General features: G+C 61.5%; 17 protein-coding genes and 1 tRNA gene. 12 read left to right on the top strand and 6 right to left on the bottom strand.

Annotation, left to right across the window (positions count from 1 at the left end; all coding sequences use genetic code 11):
* The first annotated feature begins 24 nt into the window (after positions 1–24).
* The 6 genes from ACK3SC_RS09780 (at position 25) to ACK3SC_RS09755 (ending at position 6,330) form a co-directional block, all read left to right on the top strand.
* A complete protein-coding gene (locus ACK3SC_RS09780) occupies positions 25–1,008 on the top strand; it encodes an ABC transporter permease (protein WP_416839991.1) in 984 nt (327 codons plus the stop codon).
* Position 1,009: 1 nt separating this feature from the next.
* The gene (locus tag ACK3SC_RS09775; protein ID WP_416839990.1) at positions 1,010–1,903 is read left to right on the top strand and encodes an ABC transporter permease; all 894 of its coding nucleotides are present in this window, start codon (positions 1,010–1,012) and stop codon (positions 1,901–1,903) included.
* Positions 1,903–2,895 (top strand): ABC transporter ATP-binding protein, encoded by a 993-nt coding sequence (locus ACK3SC_RS09770; protein WP_416839989.1) that lies wholly within the window; start codon positions 1,903–1,905, stop codon positions 2,893–2,895. The genes ACK3SC_RS09775 and ACK3SC_RS09770 overlap by 1 nt, the downstream gene beginning before the upstream one ends.
* Positions 2,879–3,919, top strand: coding sequence for an oligopeptide/dipeptide ABC transporter ATP-binding protein (locus tag ACK3SC_RS09765; protein WP_416839988.1), 1,041 nt, complete (start codon positions 2,879–2,881; stop codon positions 3,917–3,919). The genes ACK3SC_RS09770 and ACK3SC_RS09765 overlap by 17 nt, the downstream gene beginning before the upstream one ends.
* Entirely contained in the window at positions 3,916–5,100 is a 1,185-nt protein-coding gene (locus ACK3SC_RS09760; protein ID WP_416839987.1) for an NAD(P)/FAD-dependent oxidoreductase, read from the top strand. The genes ACK3SC_RS09765 and ACK3SC_RS09760 overlap by 4 nt, the downstream gene beginning before the upstream one ends.
* A 117-nt stretch (positions 5,101–5,217) precedes the next feature.
* Positions 5,218–6,330, top strand: coding sequence for an NAD/NADP octopine/nopaline dehydrogenase family protein (locus tag ACK3SC_RS09755; protein ID WP_416839986.1), 1,113 nt, complete (start codon positions 5,218–5,220; stop codon positions 6,328–6,330).
* Positions 6,331–6,395: 65 nt separating this feature from the next.
* On the opposite strand, the gene ACK3SC_RS09750 is transcribed toward ACK3SC_RS09755, so the two are convergent.
* Entirely contained in the window at positions 6,396–6,752 is a 357-nt protein-coding gene (locus ACK3SC_RS09750) for a hypothetical protein (protein ID WP_416839985.1), read from the bottom strand.
* 118 nt (positions 6,753–6,870) lie between these two features.
* Between ACK3SC_RS09750 and ACK3SC_RS09745 the strand changes: the two genes are divergently transcribed.
* Positions 6,871–7,275 carry a MaoC family dehydratase gene (locus ACK3SC_RS09745; protein ID WP_416839984.1) on the top strand — a complete coding sequence of 135 codons (405 nt, stop codon included), beginning with the start codon at positions 6,871–6,873 and terminating at the stop codon, positions 7,273–7,275.
* An 83-nt stretch (positions 7,276–7,358) separates the two neighbouring features.
* Here ACK3SC_RS09745 and ACK3SC_RS09740 read toward each other — a convergent pair whose 3' ends face one another.
* From ACK3SC_RS09740 to ACK3SC_RS09730, 3 genes are all read right to left on the bottom strand, one after another.
* The gene (locus ACK3SC_RS09740) at positions 7,359–7,577 is read right to left on the bottom strand and encodes a hypothetical protein (RefSeq protein WP_416839983.1); all 219 of its coding nucleotides are present in this window, start codon (positions 7,575–7,577) and stop codon (positions 7,359–7,361) included.
* A gap of 142 nt (positions 7,578–7,719) precedes the next feature.
* Complete coding sequence (locus tag ACK3SC_RS09735) at positions 7,720–8,058, bottom strand: hypothetical protein (protein WP_416839982.1); 339 nt, start codon at positions 8,056–8,058, stop codon at positions 7,720–7,722.
* A 169-nt stretch (positions 8,059–8,227) separates the two neighbouring features.
* Complete coding sequence (locus ACK3SC_RS09730; protein ID WP_416839981.1) at positions 8,228–8,425, bottom strand: heavy-metal-associated domain-containing protein; 198 nt, start codon at positions 8,423–8,425, stop codon at positions 8,228–8,230.
* Positions 8,426–8,555: 130 nt separating this feature from the next.
* On the opposite strand from ACK3SC_RS09730, the gene ACK3SC_RS09725 reads away from it, so the two are divergent.
* The 3 genes from ACK3SC_RS09725 to ACK3SC_RS09715 all read left to right on the top strand — a co-directional run bounded on the left by ACK3SC_RS09725 (position 8,556) and on the right by ACK3SC_RS09715 (position 12,344).
* Positions 8,556–9,161: an AsnC family transcriptional regulator gene (locus ACK3SC_RS09725; protein ID WP_416839980.1), complete on the top strand. Its 606-nt coding sequence runs from the start codon at positions 8,556–8,558 to the stop codon at positions 9,159–9,161.
* Positions 9,162–9,270: 109 nt separating this feature from the next.
* The gene (locus tag ACK3SC_RS09720; protein ID WP_416839979.1) at positions 9,271–11,865 is read left to right on the top strand and encodes a heavy metal translocating P-type ATPase; all 2,595 of its coding nucleotides are present in this window, start codon (positions 9,271–9,273) and stop codon (positions 11,863–11,865) included.
* A gap of 260 nt (positions 11,866–12,125) precedes the next feature.
* Entirely contained in the window at positions 12,126–12,344 is a 219-nt protein-coding gene (locus ACK3SC_RS09715) for a hypothetical protein (RefSeq protein ID WP_416839978.1), read from the top strand.
* Between the two features lie 10 nt (positions 12,345–12,354).
* Here ACK3SC_RS09715 and ACK3SC_RS09710 read toward each other — a convergent pair whose 3' ends face one another.
* The gene (locus tag ACK3SC_RS09710; protein ID WP_416839977.1) at positions 12,355–13,209 is read right to left on the bottom strand and encodes a hypothetical protein; all 855 of its coding nucleotides are present in this window, start codon (positions 13,207–13,209) and stop codon (positions 12,355–12,357) included.
* 267 nt (positions 13,210–13,476) lie between these two features.
* On the opposite strand from ACK3SC_RS09710, the gene ACK3SC_RS09705 reads away from it, so the two are divergent.
* The gene (locus ACK3SC_RS09705; RefSeq protein ID WP_416839976.1) at positions 13,477–17,097 is read left to right on the top strand and encodes a tetratricopeptide repeat protein; all 3,621 of its coding nucleotides are present in this window, start codon (positions 13,477–13,479) and stop codon (positions 17,095–17,097) included.
* A 133-nt stretch (positions 17,098–17,230) separates the two neighbouring features.
* A complete protein-coding gene (locus ACK3SC_RS09700) occupies positions 17,231–20,026 on the top strand; it encodes a DUF1508 domain-containing protein (RefSeq protein WP_416839975.1) in 2,796 nt (931 codons plus the stop codon).
* A 315-nt stretch (positions 20,027–20,341) separates the two neighbouring features.
* Here ACK3SC_RS09700 and ACK3SC_RS09695 read toward each other — a convergent pair.
* Positions 20,342–20,418, bottom strand: a tRNA-Cys gene (locus ACK3SC_RS09695).
* Between the last annotated feature and the right edge of the window lie 200 nt (positions 20,419–20,618).

Raw genomic sequence — 20,618 nt, 5'->3', positions numbered from 1 at the left:
ACAGAACGACACGGGAATCGACCAATGAACAGTAGTGTAAAATTCGTCGGAAAACGCCTCGCACGCATTACGCTCACCCTGTTCGTGGTGGCGAGCGTGCTCTTCGTCCTCTTCAGGGTCGTCCCGGGCGACCCGTTCGCCTCGGTGCTCAGCAAGGGGATGACGGAGGCCACACTCGAACGCCTCCGCGACCAGTACGGACTCTCCGAACCGATGCACATCCAGTACCTGCTCTTCTTGAAGAGTCTGTTCACCTTCCAGTTCGGACAGTCGTTCACGAGTTCCCAACCGGTGTGGGATATCCTCCAGTACCGGTTGGTGAACACGCTGTACCTCATGTTCACGTCTATCGTCGTGACCTACTGCATCGCCTACTACGCGGGCGTCCTCATGGCGTGGAATCGCGGCAAGAACTCGGACACGCTGGGCATGGTCGTCGCAGTCCTCGGACAGGGAATTCCGCCGTTCGTCACGGGAATCCTCTTCATCATGCTGTTCGCGCTGACGCTCGGGTGGTTCCCCGTCGGAAGCATGGGGACCGTCTCCCAGTCGGCGGGCGTGCTCACCACGATTACGAGCGTCAGTTTCTGGCACCACCTCGTGTTGCCGCTGCTGACGAACTCGTTTTTCTTCCTCGCCACACCGGTGCTCTTGATGCGGAGTAACATGGTGAAAGAACTGCGGACCAACTACGTCGACTATCTGTTCGCGAAGGGCATCCCGGAACGGCGGATCATGTTCAAACACGCCGCACGGAACTCGCTTCTGCCCTTCCTGACGCAGGTTGCGCTCACCTTCGGCTACATGATTGGCGGGCAGGTGCTCGTCGAGACGATCTTCAGTTGGCCCGGCATGGGGAAAGCCCTCGTCAACGCGGTCCTCTCGAACGACTACCCCGTCGCGCAGGCGGCGTTCTTCCTTATCGCGCTGGTCGTCATGTTGGCGAATTTCGCTGTCGATATCATGTACTCTGCACTCGACCCACGAATCGAGGACGGGGGTGCATGAGATGGCAGAAGAAGAAGTCTCCTCCAGCGCGGGAATCGGGTTTGGGGGCCTCGAAGCGCTGGCTGACGTGTCGGACGACGGCATTCTCGCCCGTCCAAAACTCGCGGTCGGACTCGGAATCGTCGGGACGTACTTGCTGCTCGCAGCACTCAGCGTATTCCTGATTCCGGACCCGCACAAGACGGTCTCGACCGGCGCGATGGCACCGTCGCTCCAGCACCCGTTCGGAACGACGTGGCTAGGAGAGAGCGTCCTGTTGCAGTTCGTCGCATCGACGAAGTGGGCGCTCCTCGTCGCGTTCCTCTCGGCGTTCGTCACCATCACCATCGGCGGAAACATCGGTCTCGTCGCCGGGTACATGGGCGGTCGTGTCGAGGAGGGGCTGATGGCGTTGACCGACATGGCGATGGGACTGCCTGTTCTCCCGTTCGGCCTCGTCGTCGGTGGTATCATCGGCAAGAGCCCTGCGGTGATTACTATCGCAGTCGGTGTCGTCCTCTGGCGCACCATCGCCCGTGTCGTCCGGTCGGAGACGAAGTCCATCAAGGAACGAGAGTTCGTGCTCGCGGCGAAAGCCCGTGGCGCGAGCGAGACGCGAATCATCTACCAGCACATCTTCCCGAACCTGCTCGGACTTATCTCAGTGTACCTGCCGCTGTCGGCAGCGTGGGGGCTCTTGACCGTCTCGGGCATCGCGTTCCTCGGACTGGTCGACCCGAACATGGTGACCTGGGGAATCATGCTCCAGAGCGTCTGGAGTTCGGGGATGATGATGTCTGCACCGTGGTGGTTCGCATTCCCTGCGTTCGGTATCGCGAGCCTCATCGTCGGACTGCTGCTCATCTCCCAGGAATTGGAGAGCCTCACCAACCCGCGGCTTCGGGGTGAAAACTGATGTTAGAGATAGAAAACCTCACTGTCCAGTACGAAACAGACGGCGGCCCGGTCGTGGCCGTCGACGACGTATCGCTCAGTGTCGACTCGGACGAAATCGTCGGCATCGTTGGCGAGTCGGGCTGTGGAAAGTCCACCCTGTTGAAATCGATTCAGCGGATTCTCTCGGAGAACGCGTCGATTCCGTCGGGCGAAATTCGCGTCGATGGAACCGACATCCTCGAGCTCCCGATTCAGGAGTTCCGTGGCGACTACGCACTCCAGAAAGTCTCGACGATCCCACAGGCGTCGATGGACTCACTCGACCCGATATACACCATTCGCTCACAGCTGGCCGAGTCGATTCGTGTCCACGAAGACGACGTGAGCAAGACCGAAGTCGACGAGCGAATTCACGAGCGCATCGCCGAGATGGGTCTCGACGAGAGCGTCATCGACAAATACCCACACGAACTGAGTGGGGGGCAGGTCCAACGAATTCTCATCGCAAACTCGTTCATCCTCGAACCGGGGACGGTCCTCGCAGACGAGCCGACGACCGGACTCGACCTGCTGACGAAGACGCGCATTCTGAAGTGGTTGAAACGCCACCAGCGTGAGAACAACTTCGGCTTGCTGCTCATCTCGCACGACCTGCCGTTGGTCGCGCAGATGTCGGACAAACTCGGCGTGATGTATTCGGGGCAACTCGTCGAGTTCGGCGACGCCGAAGACCTGTTCAACAACCCGTCGCACCCGTACACGAAAGGACTCATCGACAGCACGATGCACATCGACAAAGACGAACCGTCGAGTCACATCCCCGGGTCACCGCCAACCATCAGAGCGGGTCACGAGGGATGTAAGTTCAAGGGTCGGTGCCCGTACCAGTTCGAAGAGTGTGACAAGACGCCAGCGTTGACCGAGACGGACGGTCACCACGTCGCCTGTCATCTCAGCACCGAGGAGATGGAAGCCATGCGGAAGGAGTCACAAGATGTCTACGTACAGTGAGCACGCCGAGCAGAACCGACCAACGAGCAGCACGGGGACCGACAACGCGACGGAGCCAAAACTGTCGGTCAGAGACCTCAAGAAGTACTACGAAGTCGGCGGTGGACTGTTCTCGTCGAGCAAGACGCTCAAAGCAGTCGACGGCGTGAGTTTCGACCTCGAAGCGGGAGAAGTTCTCGGCCTCGCTGGCGAGTCCGGATGTGGGAAGTCCACGACTGCGCTGTCGCTCAGTCTCCTGACGGAACCCACTGACGGTGAAGTGTACATCGACGGCGTCGAATACCGCGACCTCAGCGAGAAAGAACTCCGAAAAGAGATTCAGTACGTCTTCCAGGACCCGTTCGGGTCGTCGAATCCGACGCACAGCATCGAGCAAATCGTCTCCGAAGGTCCACGAAACCTTATGGATCTCTCCAACGACGAACTCACAGAGCGTGCGCACGACGCACTCGAACAGGTGGGGCTCAACCCGGTCGAGTTCGCCCACAAATACCCGCACGAACTCAGTGGCGGGGAACTCCAGCGTGTCTCGATCGCGGCGGCGCTCAGCGTCAACCCCGAGATACTCGTGGCCGACGAGCCGACGTCGATGCTCGACGCATCGAACCGCGGCCGAGTGCTCTCGATTCTCCGCGACGTCATCGAAGAACGCGAGATCTCCGTCATCTACATCTCGCACCACCTCGGCGTTCTCCGGCAGATTTCCGACCGCATCGCCGTGATGTACCTCGGTCGGTTCATCGAACTCGGCGACACCGAGCGAGTGATTTCGAACCCACAGCATCCGTACACTTCGGCGCTCCAGTCGGCGTCGCTCGTCCCGGATCCGTCGTACGAGATTCCGGAGATACAGATCAAAGACGAGATTCAAAAGCCGATTGACCTCCCACACGGGTGTAACTTCCAGAACCGCTGTCCGTACAAGGGAGAGCGGTGTTCGGAAGACCCCACGCTCAAATCGATGGGAGAAGACCACGAAGCAGCGTGTTTCTACCCACTTGGTGAGATGGAGGACGGCCGATGAGCGCCGGCGACGGGTACCACATCGTCGGCGGCGGTATCGTCGGGGCGAGCATCGCCTACCACTTGAGCGAACGTACCGACGAACCGGTTCACGTCTACGAGAAAGGAACCCTTGCGAACGAGACGACCAGAAAGTCGTTCGCGTTCTTCGGATTCTACGGCGACGAGACCCAATACCGGATGAAACGGTACGCCATCGAGCAGTACAACGAGTTCATGAAATCGCCGCGCGCGTCACCCGGATACGTCGCCACGGGGCGTCTCGACGTTGCGACGACCGAAGACGGGGCCGACGCGCTCCGCCAAACAGTCGAAACGCGCGGCGAACGACTCGCCGACGCGAGGGGGAAATCGGCCGACACGTCGCCGGTCAACTATCTTTCCAGCGACGAACTCCCGAAGTCGATGTTCCTCCCGTTCCTCGACACGGACGTTGTCGTCGGCGGGGTGTACAGACCAAATGTCGGGTACGTCCGGCCGTGTGAGTTCGCGACCGAGTTCATCGAACGTGCCCGCGACAACGGCGTCACATTCCACGAGCGCACGACCGTCACCGACCTTCACGTCGAAGACGAAACGCTCGTTGGACTCTCCGTCGACGGCGAGTTCGAACCTGCGGAGGCTGTCGTCGCTGCCGCTGGGCCGTGGAACCAGCAGGTCTCGCAGATGGCCGGCGTCGACATCCCCGTCAAACACACGCTCGCACCGGTTCTCGAACTCGAACCATCGGAACCGCTCGCGTACACGCTCCCGTGGATTACACACCACGAGTCGGGATTCACCATCCGCAGGAACGCCGACGGCAAAATCATGATGACCCACCACCCGGTTGGCGGGTACGACGACGCGACCGAGTACGACCCCGACGCGTGGGGCGAAACGGTGCCCGAAGAGATTCGAAATCGGGGGCTCGAAACGCTCTACACACTCCTTCCCGAGGCCGAGTCGTTCGATATCGTCGACGAACGGGTCGGGATTCGGTCTTCGACACCGGACATGAATCCGGTCGTCGGGTGGACTCGCGTCCGTGGCTTCTCGATTGCGGCCTTCAGCACCTCCGGAATTCAGCTCTCGCCGGCCACAGGGAAAATCATCGCCGCTCAACTCCTCGATGACGACCCGACGTCGTACTACGAGGGGCTCTCGATATCCAGATTCGACGAGTATGTAGACTGGCGCTAATCGCTGTTTCAGCGCCGTGTCTCCAGCCGCTTTCCAGCGGTATTTACAAATATGCTACTTTATTTCATAACTTTTCTACCCGTAATTATTAAGGTGTCTGGGGTAGAAGCCCCGAATATGGGACTCAATATCACAGTACTCGGTGCGGGCGCAGGAGGCCTCGCGGCGACGGCAGATTTGACGCTTCTTGGTCACGACGTAACGCTGTTCGAACTGCCACAGTTCGAGTCGAATCTGGACGCAGTTCGCGATAACGATGGAATCGACATCTCCGGTGCGGCGAGTGAAGGTCACGCAAAACCGGTGGCAGTCACCTCAGACCCGGCCGCTGCAGTGTCCGACGCAGACCTCGTCTTACAGGCGGTTCCCAACTTCGCGTTCCGAGCCTTCGTCGAAACCGTCGGCCCGCACCTCTCGGAAGGACAGGCGCTCGTATTGCTCTCGGCAAACACGATGAGCGCACTCGAATACCGTCGTCTCCTCGACGACGTTGGTGCCCCGGAGATTCGACTCGGCGAGACGCCGTCGCTCGCGTACGCAGTCCGAAAGACCAGTCCAAGCAGCGTCAACGTCCTCGGGTTCAAGAAAAAATTGATCGTCGCCGGACTCCCGGCATCGTGTTCCGAAGAACTCGCTGACCTGATGGACGCCGCCTTCCCCACGGATATCGAAGCAGCAGACAGTGTTCTGGAGACGAGCCTCTACAACGCCAACCCAGTCATCCACCCCGTCGGCGCGCTGTTGAACGCGGGTGAAATCGAGTCGCCGGACGAGGAGTACTACCTCTACCAGAACGTCACGGATTCCATCGGCCGCGTCATGACGAAAGTCGACGAGGAGCGAATCGCAATCGGCGAGGCGCTCGGATACGATATCAAGTCGGTCGGCGAGATATTCCTCGACTGGTACGGCATCGGCGAGAACGAGTACTACGCGACAACTGTCAACTCGATTCGCATCAGCCAGATTCACGGCCCGATTCAGGGACCTGACTCACTCGACCATCGGTACGTCACAGAAGACGTTCCGTACGGCCTCGTCCCACTGTCGGAGATGGGTGACGCCGCGGGTGTCGAGACGCCGGCCATCGACTCGCTCATCACCATCGCGGACGTCGTCCATCACACCGATTACCGTGCGAACGGGCGAACACTCGACGTGTGCGGCGTCCCCACGCTCGACAAGAACGATCTCGTCAACGCGGCGACGGTGCGTGATATTCACGTCTAACGCGGCACCTTCTGTCCTTCTACGAACACCCCGACCGACGAGGGGCGAACGCCCTCGCCCCTCATTCACTCGGGAGTGACGATGTGTTGTTCGTCTGCGTGTTCGAGGGCAACCTCGTGTCGGGCGTGTCTGGCATGCGTTCGCGCCCACCGCTGTGCGGCCCCTTCTGACAGGAACTGTTCTCCGTCCGGACACTGCTGGCAATCCGTCACCCACGGCGACACGTCGTCCGGGAAGTGACCGGTGTGGCGGTGATGGTCGAGCGCGAACTGTTCGACGGACTGGTTGCCGAGTTTGAGCTCGTCCAGTTCGTACGTGAGGTCCCACTCGGTCCCACAGCGAGAACAGGAGACAGTCGGCGTGTCGTCGATTGGGGCAGTCGGGAGTGGCGTCTGGAAGTCGTCGTCGCTCGGAGTAGGCACAGTCGGGGTTAGCGGTGGAGCCTCTTGTATCTGAAGGGCGGTCGTGTGAGGGAAGCTACTGGTCGCGGAGTTTGATAGTAACCCGCGTGTAGAAGGCCCGCCGTCGCGTCCGTTTCGTATGGCACCCGCAACCGTCGGTGACACGGCTCGAGCAACACTCGACGTGACCACCGACAGAATCGAAGCGTTCGCTGACGTAACCGGCGACACGAATCCGCTCCACCTCGACGACGAACACGCTGCAGCATCGATGTTCGGAGGCCGTATCGCACACGGGATGCTCACTGCCGGTGCCGTCAGCGCTGCCCTCGGTGACCTCCCCGGCGAGATCGTCTATCTCTCTCAAGACATCGAATTCGTGAACCCGGTTCGGCCGGGCGAGACAGTCACCGTCACCGCGACAGTCGTCGAAGCGCTAGGAGACGACCGAATTCGCGTCGAGACAGTCGCCGAAACGACAGAGACGGTTCTCACTGGCGAAGCAGTCGTCCTGTCACTGCCACCGATTGAGAGCACGGTCTAGCACGGGCCATCGTCAACCAATCGTCGTCCGTCAATCAATCATCGTCGTCAATCAATTTTCGCCCGCCAGCCAACCATCGTCCGTCAACCAATCGTATACTCGCGCGTCTGCCGACCCGACTCGGAGACGGCCGTCCCGCAGAGCGGTTCCAGTCGGACCACGACGTCGTACGGGTCGGAGACGACTTCGACACCCGTCTCGGCGTCACGCACGCAGAGTGTCCACCATCCCGATTCGAGGTTGCGCCGTCTGTCGCGTTCGGTGTAGTACCGTCCATCAGAGCACGCGTACATCGAGTTCATACACTCACTCGACGCGGTTCCCGCGTAGGGGTTCGGCTTCAATGGGCCAGCGTTTAAATACTATCACGGGGCCAGCATCTCGTGAGACACGAGAGTCACGGAGGCGACGACGAGAAAAGAGACGGAGTCGGAGAGTCGTACGCTATGCGTACGAGATTCCCCGTTCGGCGAGTCCGATGAGCGCGAGGGCGAACAGTGCCACCACAAGCCACCGGCCAGTCTGTGACGAGACGGCCTCGGCTGCCATCGAGAGTAACGGAATCCCGACGGCCTGGCCGAGAGCGAACAGCAACAGGACGATACCGATTCCCCCCACACCGACCCACACCGCCGTCGATGCAAGCCATTCAGCGATGCGGTTCGGCTGTCCTGTGGTCTCGTCTACATCCGGGGCGTGTTCGTCCGCTCCTCCGCTGTCACGACGCGAGTTGGTGTCTGCGTCACGACTCGACCGGTCGTCCGTCTTCTCGTTTCGGGGCATGAATTCCCCCATCCGTTCTCTCAGTGCCAGCGTGAAAACGATATTTGCCGCTCGTCACACAGTCGGAGAACATGACACGACGAAACACACTACCGAGTCGAGGAGTGTGAGACGGCGTCCGAAAGAAACCGGGGAAGGAAGTGGCGAGGGAACGGCGTCGGCAGTGTCCTTACGCACTCGCGTCGTACCCGACGTCTTCGACGGCGGCGACGAGCGCATCGATATCCGCGTCGCCTTCGACGGTCGCGCTGTCGGCCTCACGGTCGGCGTTTGCATCGGTCACGCCGGAGACGCCGGTAAGTGCGTCTTCGACGCGTCCTTCGCAGTGCTCGCACGTCATACCGGTCACGGTGATGGTCGTACTCATCGGTGAGAGCTACGGCCTTCCAGACTTTGTGAATTACTCTTTACATCGTTCGTCTCAGTCGGCCATCTCACCTTCGAATCGAAAGTCAAATTCGAGAAATGCCTATCACTTCGCATCCCCAAGCGTCGGTATGCGTGACCTCGACGAGACAGACCTCCGAATCCTCGAACTCCTGGCCGAGGATGCGCGCCGACCGTTCAGCGACATCTCCGACGACGTTGGTCTCTCCGCCCCGGCCGTCTCCGACCGAATCGACAGACTCCGCGACGAGGGAATCATCCGACGATTCACGGTCGACATCGACCAATCGACGCTCTCCGGTGGGACGCCCGTCCTCGTCCGCCTCTTCGTCCGTCCGGAGTTCGTCAGCACGGTGCGTGATGACCTCCGCAGTGCCGACCAGGTCGAACATCTGTTCGTCTCGGTGGACGGCGAAGTGACGTTTCACGCCAGACTCGACGACGACGCGACGCGCGCCGAACTGAACGAACTCGTCGACCTCTCGCAGGTCCGCGAGTACGAGGTTCGCCTCGTCGAATCCGCCGAGTGGACGCCGACGATTAACGGAACCGGGTTCGCACTGGAGTGTGCCGAGTGCGGCAACACCGTCACGAGTGAAGGCGAGAGCGCTCGCATCGGTGGGTCGCTGTATCACTTCTGCTGTTCGTCCTGTCTGGGTCGCTTCGAGGACCGATACGACCGTCTCGAAGCGGGAGCGGGCGCGAACGACGACTGAGAGGAAACCGAATCTGGAATCTCGCCTTCGAATCCAAAGTTTGCCTGTTCGATGACACCCGGTTTGCAAGGCACAATTCAGGTAAGAGAGGGACCCGTACACGTAGGTAATGAGTAGCCGAACGGCCCACCTGGACATTCGCGGCATGAGCTGTGCGAACTGCTCGCGGACCGTCGGGGACACGCTCGAATCACTCGACGGGGTATCAGCGGCGACGGTCAACTTCGCCACCGACGAGGGGACTGTCGAGTACGACTCCGACGAGGTATCGCTCGCGGAGGTGTACGACGCCATCGAGATGGCAGGCTACGAGGCCGTCTCTCAGACGCGGAGTATCGGTATCTCCGGGATGAGTTGTGCGAACTGTGCCGACGCGAACCGGAAGTCGCTGGAGTCGGTGCCGGGCGTGGTCGATGCGGAGGTCAACTTCGCCACCGACGAAGCGCTGGTGACGTACAATCCGGCCGACGTGACGCTCGACGACCTCTATCAGGCCGTCGAAGACGCCGGTTACACGCCCATCCGCGACGGCGAGAGCGACGACGGTGGTGACGACACTGGCGAAGACGCCCGTGATGCCGCCCGAAACGACGAGATTCGACACCAGAAACGCCTGACGCTCTTTGGGGCAGCACTGGCGGCACCGCTGGTAGTGATGCTCGCGCTGGAACTGTTCACCACGTCCGGACTCCCCGAGACGATTCCGGGCACTGGCATCCCACTGGGATGGCTTGGGTTCGCCCTCGCGACGCCGGTGCAAGTCGTCCTCGGACGCGAGTTCTACGCCAACTCCTACACGGCGCTCGTGAAGAATCGGACGGCCAACATGGACGTCCTCATCGCCATGGGGTCGTCGACGGCGTATCTCTACTCTGTCGCCGTCCTCGTCGGCCTCCTCGCGGGGAGTCTCTACTTCGACACCGCCGTGCTCATCCTCGTGTTCATCACGCTCGGAAACTTCCTCGAAGCCCGCTCGAAGGGACAGGCGTCCGAGGCGCTGCGCACCCTGCTCGAACTCGAAGCAGACACTGCGACGCTCGTCGACGACGACGGAACCGAACGTGAGGTTCCGCTCGACGACGTCGAAGTCGGCGACCGGATGAAGGTGCGGCCGGGTGAGAAGATTCCGACAGACGGTGTCGTCGTCGATGGCGACTCCGCCGTGGACGAATCGATGGTCACCGGCGAGTCGGTCCCCGTCTCGAAGGAACCCGGTGACGAAGTCGTTGGCTCGACGGTGAACCAAAACGGCGTCCTCGTCGTCGAGGCGACCAAAGTCGGCTCGGAGACGGCGATTCAGCAAATCGTCTCGCTCGTCAAGGAGGCACAGGGTCGGCAACCCGAGATTCAGAACCTCGCAGACCGCATCTCTGCGTACTTCGTCCCGGCGGTTATCTTCAACGCGCTCGTCTGGGGAACCGTCTGGTTCCTCTTCCCCGAGACGCTCGCCGGCTTCGTCCAGTCGCTCCCGCTTTGGGGCCTCGTCGCCGGCGGCCCGGCAATCGCGGGTGGAACCGTCTCGACGTTCGAGTTCGCCGTCGTCGTCTTCGCGTCGGCGGTTCTCATCGCCTGCCCGTGCGCCCTCGGCCTCGCCACGCCCGCCGCGACGATGGTCGGGACGGCCATCGGTGCCCGCAACGGCGTCCTCTTCAAAGGTGGTGACATCCTCGAACGAGTCAGAGACGTGGAGACAGTCGTCTTCGACAAGACGGGCACGCTCACGAAGGGCGAGATGACGCTGACCGACGTGGTTGCACTCGGACCCGCCGCAGACGGGTCGGGCGTCGTCACCGCCGAGGAAGGCGCACTCGACGAAGACGCAGTCCTTCGATTCGCTGCCTCCGCCGAACGCAACAGCGAACACCCACTCGCCCGCGCCATCGTCGATGGAGCGGAAGAACGCGGTCTCGACCTCTCGGACCCCGACGAGTTCGAGAACGTCCCCGGACACGGTATCCGCGCGACTGTCGATGGCCAGCCCGTGCTCGTCGGCAACCGCAAACTGCTGTCGGACGACGGAATCGACCCCGCGCCGGCCGAAGACGCCCTGCAAGAACTCGAAGACGATGGCAAGACCGCCATGCTCGTCGCCGTCGGCGGCGAACTCGCCGGTATCGTTGCCGACGCCGACGAGGTGAAAGAGACTGCGAAAGCCGCCGTCAGCGCACTTCACGAGCGCGGCACCGAGGTCCACATGATTACCGGCGACAACGAGCGGACCGCCCGCGCCGTCGCCGCACAGGTGGGGATAGACCCCAGCAACGTCAGCGCCGGCGTCCTCCCCGAAGACAAAGCCGACGCCGTCGAATCACTCCAATCAGACGGCACGAAGGTGATGATGGTCGGTGACGGCGTCAACGACGCGCCCGCTCTCGCCGCCGCGTTCGTCGGCACGGCACTCGGGTCGGGGACCGACGTCGCCATCGAAGCGGCCGACGTGACGCTCATGCGCGACGACCCACAGGACGTGGTGAAGGCCATCCGTATCTCCGAGGGGACGCTCGCGAAAATCAAGCAGAACCTGTTCTGGGCGCTCGGCTACAACACGGCGATGATTCCGCTGGCGTCGCTCGGACTCTTACAACCCGTCTTCGCCGCCGGCGCGATGGCGTTCTCGTCGGTGTCGGTGCTCGCGAACAGCCTCCTGTTCCGCACCTACAAGCCCGACCACGACTACTCGCTGTTCGACTTCCTCCGCCGGTAATCGAGGCTCTTCGCCTCGTTTTTCGGTTCTGTCTCGTCCTCGTTTCACCCGCGTTTTTCGAGGATTTGTGCCCCCGCGCAACCCCTTCGTTTCATCTCGAACAACGACTTCGTTGAACAGAGTTTTTCTCGACTGTGGCTAGATGGTGGTCTCTCAGTCGAGCCTCTATCCACGAACATGGAGTGACGTCTCCTCATTCCGCTGGCCTCGACTCGATATGCCCCTCAGTTTTTCTTCTCCCGAGGTGAATGTCTCAAGAGATGAAACGAGGAACGGCGGCCCAGTGGAAGACGTGGATGGTAGTCGCAGTCGGCGTGTTCGTCGCCCTCTACAGCGTCGGGACGCTCGCCGTGATGCCGTGGCGCTATACTGCACTCGGTACAGTCGGGGCCCCGATTCAGATTCTCGGGGGAGTTGCAGCCGTCGGCGTCGGCGTCGCGCTCGCGTGGCTCAGCGTGACGAGTGCCCGGAAAACGTGAGACGCGGTGTTCAGTACCGCGACGGCATGAACGCCATCCCAGCGAGGAGGACGACGGTGGTGAAGGCGACGATGACGACGCCCCACAGGCCGTTCTCGAAGAGGTGGAACTCTTCGATGCTGTGGACCTGCGCTTCGTAACTATTGTAGTTCTGCGTCAGGACGAGCGTCTCGCCGTCGGGGAAGTACGCGAGGTACTGCTGTCCGCCGACGGTCACGTTCGCTTCGTTGTCGACGGTGATGGTCTTTTCTTCTGCAGCGAACCATTCGATCGTGACACCGGAGGATTCGACGGCGGCGACGGTGACCGACTCGTTGTTGTACGAGAAGGAGTCACCCTCGGCGATGGTGCGCGTCTCGTTGGCCGGGAAGTACTCCTCGGCGGGGACGAGCGTCGAGTCGTTGACGACGACGTAGCGCTCACCGTCTCGGGTGACCGTCTCGTTGTCGGCGTTCGGGTCGTTCTGCAGGATGGCCGTATCGTTGCGAAGCTCGACGAGCGTCGCCTCGGACGGGTCCGAGACGTTCTCGATCTCGATACGGTAGTCCGTGCCGTCGAGCGTGACGGTGCTCGCGTTGTCCCACGACTCGGTGAAGCGGGATGATTCGTTTACGTAGGTGATTTCTCCGGAACGGACGAGGGTGGTGCCGCCACCGTGTCCGCCAGATTCCTCTTCCTCAGTAATCGACGACACATTAAACGCTTGGTCACTGTCGGGGACGGAGAACTCGTCTCCCTGTGCCAGCGAGTACTCGGGGTTCTCGAAACTGACCGCCGGCGTCGATGCAGTCGCGATGAGCGAGTATGCACCGGCACCGATGACCAGGAAGAACACGACGGAGATGATCGCGGCGCGTCGTTGCATGGTTTCGGCATGGGCCACACGGCGTATAACGATTACTTTTCTGTGGAGTGAGGACGGAGACGTTCACCACCATCGCCGACACGCAGACCCAACATATTGTGGCTGCTGCCGAACACGCCGTCGTGAGTACTCGTCGAACAAGCATTTTAACCCGAAGCGGCGAATGTCAGGGCAAATGGGCAGCGAGCAAGAAAACTGGGCACAGGGCACGGGGCCAGTGGACACAGGGCAGTCCACGACCCAGCGGGAGCGCAGGGATAGCACACGGTGACTTCGGACAGTTCCGTCGAGACGGAGCTCATCAAACTCGTCTTCGACAGGGTCGACTTCCTCCGGGTACTGGACGAGCGTCGGCTCGACAAACGCGAATTGACCGAGACACTCGACTGCTCTCGGTCGACAGTCGACCGGGCGGTGAAGGACCTCGACACGGCCGGACTCGTCGCCGAAACCGAGCAGGGTTACACCACCTCGCTGAAGGGGGAGTATCTCCTGTCGCTCTTTCAGTCGTATCAATCCGATCTGAGCGACGTGCTGCAACTCGACCCGGTCCTCGTCGAAGAGGCGTCTGACTATCCGCTCCCCGTCGAGGCACTCGTCGGTGCCGACGTCGAGATTACGGCTGGTTCGTCGCCGGACCGCCCAATCGAAGTTCTCGGAGACCAACTCGCGTCGACGAGTCACGGAACGTTCGTCTTCGCTCGACGGCCGATTCACGCGTTCATCGAGCGACTGACCGACTGGGTCGCCGACGGCCACTCCTGTCGCATCGTCGCACCGGAGTCGGTCATCACGACCCTCTGGCGGGAGTTTCCGGCCCTCCTCGAAACGGTGCAGAACACGGCCAACAGTGCGATTCGCACGGGCTCGACACCCCCGTTTTCGTTCTCACTGACCGTCGTCGATGGGACCACCCAGTTGAACCTCGTCGATTACGACGAGAACGAACGCCCCCGGTGTGTCGTCCAGAACACCGCCGATGCCGCAACGGCGTGGGGGCGACAGCGCATCGAATCGATCTGGGCGGACGCAACCCCGTTCGGTCTCGGCGGGCAGTCAACAGACGATGGACTGGACGCGGCCGGCACCGCCGACGCAGCGCGAACGCCACACGTCGACGAGACAGACCACGACACCGCAGCCCAGTCGATTCACGGGACGCACCTTCCGACCATCCTCCACGCACAGGGGTTCGTCCGACCCACTGCGGACTACTTCGACCGAGTCGGCGTCTCGGCACCACTCACCTGCTGGCGAACCGGGTTCGACCTCGGTGAAGTTCGCGAAGGATACGCACTGGACCGCGAACGTCCCACCCCGGATGGGCGTGCGAACGTCACCGACGACCTGTTCGACCGAATTCGCGCCGGTGACGACCACGTCGTCGTCGGGCCACCCGGGTCAGGAAAGAGCACGGTCTGTATGTCCGTCGCGACCCGGTGGTACGAGTCTGAATACGGCCCAGTCGTCTACCGAAAGAGTGGGCAACGAGAGCCGTTTACCGCCACTGCGCAACTCAGTTCGTATCTCGCCGAGACACCGGGGCACGCGCTCGTCGTCGTCGAAGACGCGACGCGGAGTGAGGCCAACGCAATCTTCGAACTCGTCCGCGAGTTTGCCGACGACGACCACGTGACGTTCCTCCTCGACAGTCGAGAAAACGAGTGGCAAGACGGTCACCTCCGTGGGTCTGCCCGTCTCGAATCCTACCGAACGCAGGCCATCGAAGTGGTGTCGGTCCCGCCGGTCGATGCTCGGGAACGCGAACGCATCGTCGCTCACTTCGGAGAGACAGTCGGCCAACCACTCGATGTCGACCCCGACGACCTGACCCCCGGAGAAGACGACGAACTCGCCCCCGGAGAGATGTATCTCTTCTTCCATCGACTCGCACGGTACATCGGCACGACATCCTACGGCGACACCGGGCCGACGACACTCCTCGACGATATCGATGGCGTCTACGAGGACCTCCGGGCGGTCGACGACGAACTCGGCGTCGACGTCGGCGTTCTCGTCAATCTCCTGAACGCCGCCGGACTCGACATCGACGCACCCCTGGCGTACGCGTTGTCGTCGTCGAAACGAGACGAACCGCTCATCGAAGCGGCACTCGATGAACTCGAGCGGTCGGTCCTCTACTCGGCACTCGGCGACACCGACACCGACAGTGCTAACGACGACGGCATCGGCACCGGCCGTGACAACAACACCGACAGCGAAGGCGACACCGACGACGACCACACCGACGACGACCACACCGACCGTGTCCGGACAGTCCACGAGACGTGGTCGACACGGTTCCTCCTGCGACTCCTCGACGTCGAATCCGAGCGCCGGGCGAGACGACGATTCGAACGCTGTCTGGAAGCGCTGGTGTCGCTCGTCGACGACGCGGACGAACGACAGCGCGTCCAGGCAGTGTTTGGCGGAACCGCCGACATCATCCGCACTATCGAAGACGACCCCCAGTCGTGGGGTGACCGCCTCGTCCAGAGCGTCTTCCAACTCGGCGTCAACAACCCGACGCTCTCGGCGCTGTTCGCCGAGACGGACTACTCGGGCGTCGATGTTCCCGAGGCGTGTGATGGAGAACTCCGACTCGACGTCCGTCGGTGGCGCGCCCGGATGTTCGTCAACGGTGGCGAACTCGACCGCGCACGACGCGAGTTCGAATCACTGTCTACCCTGGAGGACGACGACCTCGACAGCGAGACACTCACCAGAGCGCGTGCAGACGGGTGTGCCGGTATCTCGGAGATTGCTCGCTATCATGCTGAGTTAGACCGCGCCCGCGAGTGCGCCCGCGAGGCACTTGACCGATACGAGGACATCGACGACGACGTTGGACGCGGTGACGTGCTGAACGCGCTCGGCGGAATCGAAGCGCAGCTCGGGGATTTCGAAACCGCAAAACGATACTACGAAGCGGCACTCGACTACCGACGCGCCATCGGTGATGACACCAAAGTGGCGAGTACGCTCGCGAATCTCGCAGGGGCCGAGAAATCGCTCGAACGGTACGACATCGCACGCGAGTACGTCCGAGAGAGTCTTCGACTTCGTCGTGCCATCGGCTACCGCTGGGGAGAGGCGCTGAGCCTCTCAGTTCTCGGGGTCATCGAACTCGAAGACGGGTCGCTCGATGACGCAGAGCGGTACATCCGGTCGTCTCTCGACATTCGGCGCGACATCGGCGATTCGATGGGGTGCGCGCTGTCGTCGAGCAACCTTGCGACTGTCAGATACGTCCGTGGTAACCTCGACGACGCCCGAAGTCGTTACTCCGCGCTGTTGGACGACCTCGACGACCAACCGGAGTGGATTCGTGGGCGTGTTCACTACGGGTTGGCCGAGACGCTCTTGGAACTGGGCGACCCCGACGCAGCCCTCGAACACGTCGAAGCAGCAACACATCGAGAGACGAGCGAATCTCAACAGGTGGAACTCCAGGCGGTTCACGCACGAATACAGCTGGAGCGTGGTGAGTACGACGAGGGGCGCACACTCGCAAGCACGGCAACTGAACGCGCGGCTGAACTCGGAGCAGAACAACAGGCGAGCGCCAAAGTCGCGTTAGGGTGTGCCCTCGTCGAAACAGGCGACATCGCACGTGGACTTGCTCACCTCGAAGAAGCCGCCGACGTCGCAGCAACCACCGAACTCGAGGGTCGCTGTCGTACCCAGTTCGCCGACGCGCTCCGGTCGACTGGACAGCCTGACGAAGCGCTCGACCAACTCCGCCGTGCTGTCGACTGCTTTTCGGCCGTCGAAGCCGACCTTCGAGCGCGAGAATCCATACTCGAGGCGCTCGAAATCGCTCGTGACGTGAGCGACGACGCTGCCGTGACCGAGTTCGAATCGCGACTCGACAACAGCAGTTCGTGATTGTTAGCCGTCATTAAACGCCCAATTTCGCAGACAGCAAAACGGTCGAAACAGTACGTGTTCGTTGATATGACTGCATAATCGGCAATTAACGTTATTAGTGACTTTCGTGAGTTGTTACGTGTGAACATCCATGTCACACGCTAATGTTTTACAAGGTCGTCTATACCGCCTGTACGAACGATACGTCGGAGAACCGGACTCGCAAAAAGACGTGTACGGCTACTGGTTGTTCGTCACCGGCTATCTCGTGAGTTTCGCCGGGGTCGGTATCTTCCTCACGGGACTTCCGAACGCCGGCGGCAGCGTCAACGTCTTCTACTGGCGAATGTCCGTCACACTCGCGGCACTGGGACTGCCGCTAGCGATGCTCGGTATCGTCCTGTTGTTACCTGTCAGATGGCGAGCAGTCCAGGTCACGCTCGGGGGGGCGGGGTTGTCGGTGCTGGGTGTGCTCGCGTTCCAGTTCGCGTACCCACAACACTGGCGCAGTGGGGCGAACTACACGAGTGAAATCGTCGCGCTCTATACGGTCGGTATCGCCGTCATCGCCGGTGTCGCAGTGTTGGTTCCGGTCGTGACCGGCAAACAGGGAATGTTCGTCGAAGACGAGTTGCTGAACCTCGCGGACCAACCGCCGGTCTTGATCGGCGATTCGACCACGGGAACGCTGTTCAGCGTCTTCCGCAAGACGGACAAAGATTGGACCTGGCGTGCGATTCAACAAGACGCCGTCGCAGACAGCACCAGAACGACCGAGAGTCGTGCGACGGCACGAGAGTCAGTCGAAGAAGTCCGCGAACTCGTCGGGAAGGCCGGAATGCTCGAAATCACGACGGCCGCATTCCGTCTCTACGAAGACGACGGCCAGTGGCGGTGGGTGCTGATGCAAGAAGACGGTGGTGTCGTCGCCGAGAGCGGAACGGTCTACAGCGCACGCGATGGCGTCGAAGACTCGGTGAGTTTCACGAAAGACACCGGCCCGAGCGCACCGATTATCGATATCGACGGTGCGGCCATCGACTACTACCGCGAAGGCGACGAGTGGCACTGGCGGGTCATCGACGAAAACCGACAATCACTCGCGGGTGATGTCGCCGCCCATCCCGACAAAGAATCGGCCACTGCTGCCGTCGAAGACCTCCAGTCGTTAGTGCCGGACGCCCGCGTGCTGGCACTGGACGATGTCGGCGCAGAACTCTACGAAGACGACGACCAGTGGCGCTGGCGAGTCGTCGATTCGGGTGACCGAGAACTCGCGACGAGCGGAACGACGTTCAGCGAACGACGACTCGCAGAGGCCTCCGCCGACGGCTTCTTCGAAGATATCGGCGACGCGACCGTCGTCGAGAAAGGCCGTGCAGGCTTCGAAGTGTTCTCCGAGGCCAACAGGTGGGACTGGCGACTCGTCGATTCCACCGAAGAAATCGTCGCTCGGAACACCGAGTCGGCAGACAGTTCGGGTGCGCTCGTCCACCGCGCCTCGAACATCGCCAACACGGCGGCCACCGCCGACGTGGTCTCTATCGAAGCCGGCGACTACGAGATTTACCCCGGTGAGACCGGGTGGCACTGGCGATTCGTCACCGCGGACCGCACCATCGTCGCAGACCGCGAAGGTGGCTACGAGACGCCCGACGAAGCCCGTGAAATCATCCAGGCGGTTCGTTCGCAAGCCTCCGAAGCAGACTTACTGGAGTTCGAAAGTTCGGCCTTCCAGCAGTACAAGACCGACGACGACCAGTGGCGCTGGCGACTCATCGACGAAGGCGGTGCGGTGCTCGCAGACAGTGGCCAGTCGTACGAATCCAAGGCCGGCGCCGGCCAAGCGATGCAGACGCTCAAGGAGAAAGCACCCGACGCCGAGATCCTCGAGATCGAGACGGCCGCGTTCGAACTCGTCCGCACCGACGACGACCAGTGGCGCTGGCGACTCATCGACGAAGGTGGAAATCTCATCGCAGAAGGCGCGTCGACCCATCCAAGTCGACAGGCGGCCCGACAGGCGATGGACCTGCTGGTGGACCTCTCGCCAGACGCCGATGTCCGCGAGATGGCAGACCCAGTCTTCCAGCTGTACACCGACGATGGCGAGTGGGCGTGGCGCTACGTCACCGTCGAAAACGAAACCATCGCCGACGGAACTGAGACTCGTGGCACCCGCGACGACGCCGCCGCTCACGTCGAAGAAGTCAGAACGGCAGCGGTCAACGCACCCGTCAACGTCCTCGAAACCTACGCCATCGAACTTGCGGCCACCGATTCGTGGTCGTGGCGTGTGTTCGACCCCTCCCGGGCAGTGGTCGCGACGGGAACCCGGCAGTACTCCGACCGAGACGGTGCACTCCGTGATATCGACACGCTCCGCGCGAACGCCGACAGTGCGCCAATCTTCGAAATCGACGGTGCTGCGATTCGTCTCACCCACCACAACGACGGGTTCGGGTGGGTTCTCATCGACCGCGAGCGGAACTCCTACGCCCGCAGCCCCGCCCAGTACGATACGCGAGCAGCAGTGCTCGACGCCATCGAGCGCCTCAAAGAACTCGTTCCCGACGCCCACACCATCGACTTCGGCGACGCCGGATTCGAACTGTTCGAAGACGACGATGGATGGCGCTGGCGTCTGCTCGACCAGAACGAGCAGATTGTTGCGACCGGTGCGACACCGTTCGAGACGCAAGCAGAAGCGAAAGACCGAATCGAAACCGTTCGCGACTTCGTCGCCACCGCGAGCGTCCTCGAAATCGACGACCCGACGTTCGAACTCAACTACCAGAACGATGGGTGGATCTGGCGACTCGTCGATGGCAACGGCAACTCCCTCGCGCAGAGTATCGAGGTGTACCCGACTCGGCAAGAAGCCCGTGCAGCCATGCAGACGCTCAAAGACCAGGCACCCGATGGTCACGTGACCGTCGCACAGTAATTCCCTCGACGGGAAACTCTCACGTCTCGATTTTTTGTGACGCTGTTCCGTCTCGAATGTGTGAGCTACCGCTCAGAACGCAACTCCTCGCGATATCTCTCGGGGCTCAGTTCCAATAGAAGAGCCACAGGCCGGAGTTTGAACCACGGTCACTCCGCTCCCTGATTCAAATCGCGGCCTACTGTCTCTCACGTATGATTACGCTCGGTCAAAAGAGCCAAGGGCCGGATTTGAACCGGAGAACGACTCGTTACACTCGCCATTCAGGGTTCAATCCGGTGTGGCGACGACTGCTCACTGTCGTTCGCATAAGAAAGCCAAGGGCCGGATTTGAACCGGCGGGGGTTCCGCTCTGCAGGCGGATGCGTTGGGCCGAACTCTGCCACCTTGGCGCAATTAATCGTACCGCTGTCTTGTGCTTAAGCCTGACGGTGTGCTGTATCTGTGCCCCGAGAGACGCCTGGTTGGGGGTGACCAGAGCGCGTGCTGACGGACAAAGATGCCTCTGTGTAGGGTGATACCTCTCTGTAGTGCGTACGTAGTGACCCGACTCGACTCGAGCGCGTGCTGTTGCTCTCGAGTCGGTGTGTCA

Source organism: Haloferax sp. DFSO52, from assembly GCF_048158745.1.
GTDB lineage: Archaea > Halobacteriota > Halobacteria > Halobacteriales > Haloferacaceae > Haloferax.
This window is presented reverse-complemented; position numbering and strand designations above follow the sequence as displayed.

Coding starts and splice junctions, on each gene's coding strand:
- ACK3SC_RS09780 (WP_416839991.1), top strand. CDS start 25: ATGAACAGTAGTGTAAAATTCGTCGGAAAACGCCTCGCACGCATTACG.
- ACK3SC_RS09775 (WP_416839990.1), top strand. CDS start 1,010: ATGGCAGAAGAAGAAGTCTCCTCCAGCGCGGGAATCGGGTTTGGGGGC.
- ACK3SC_RS09770 (WP_416839989.1), top strand. CDS start 1,903: ATGTTAGAGATAGAAAACCTCACTGTCCAGTACGAAACAGACGGCGGC.
- ACK3SC_RS09765 (WP_416839988.1), top strand. CDS start 2,879: ATGTCTACGTACAGTGAGCACGCCGAGCAGAACCGACCAACGAGCAGC.
- ACK3SC_RS09760 (WP_416839987.1), top strand. CDS start 3,916: ATGAGCGCCGGCGACGGGTACCACATCGTCGGCGGCGGTATCGTCGGG.
- ACK3SC_RS09755 (WP_416839986.1), top strand. CDS start 5,218: ATGGGACTCAATATCACAGTACTCGGTGCGGGCGCAGGAGGCCTCGCG.
- ACK3SC_RS09745 (WP_416839984.1), top strand. CDS start 6,871: ATGGCACCCGCAACCGTCGGTGACACGGCTCGAGCAACACTCGACGTG.
- ACK3SC_RS09740 (WP_416839983.1), bottom strand. CDS start 7,577: ATGAACTCGATGTACGCGTGCTCTGATGGACGGTACTACACCGAACGC.
- ACK3SC_RS09735 (WP_416839982.1), bottom strand. CDS start 8,058: ATGCCCCGAAACGAGAAGACGGACGACCGGTCGAGTCGTGACGCAGAC.
- ACK3SC_RS09730 (WP_416839981.1), bottom strand. CDS start 8,425: ATGAGTACGACCATCACCGTGACCGGTATGACGTGCGAGCACTGCGAA.
- ACK3SC_RS09725 (WP_416839980.1), top strand. CDS start 8,556: ATGCGTGACCTCGACGAGACAGACCTCCGAATCCTCGAACTCCTGGCC.
- ACK3SC_RS09720 (WP_416839979.1), top strand. CDS start 9,271: ATGAGTAGCCGAACGGCCCACCTGGACATTCGCGGCATGAGCTGTGCG.
- ACK3SC_RS09715 (WP_416839978.1), top strand. CDS start 12,126: ATGAAACGAGGAACGGCGGCCCAGTGGAAGACGTGGATGGTAGTCGCA.
- ACK3SC_RS09710 (WP_416839977.1), bottom strand. CDS start 13,209: ATGCAACGACGCGCCGCGATCATCTCCGTCGTGTTCTTCCTGGTCATC.
- ACK3SC_RS09700 (WP_416839975.1), top strand. CDS start 17,231: ATGTCACACGCTAATGTTTTACAAGGTCGTCTATACCGCCTGTACGAA.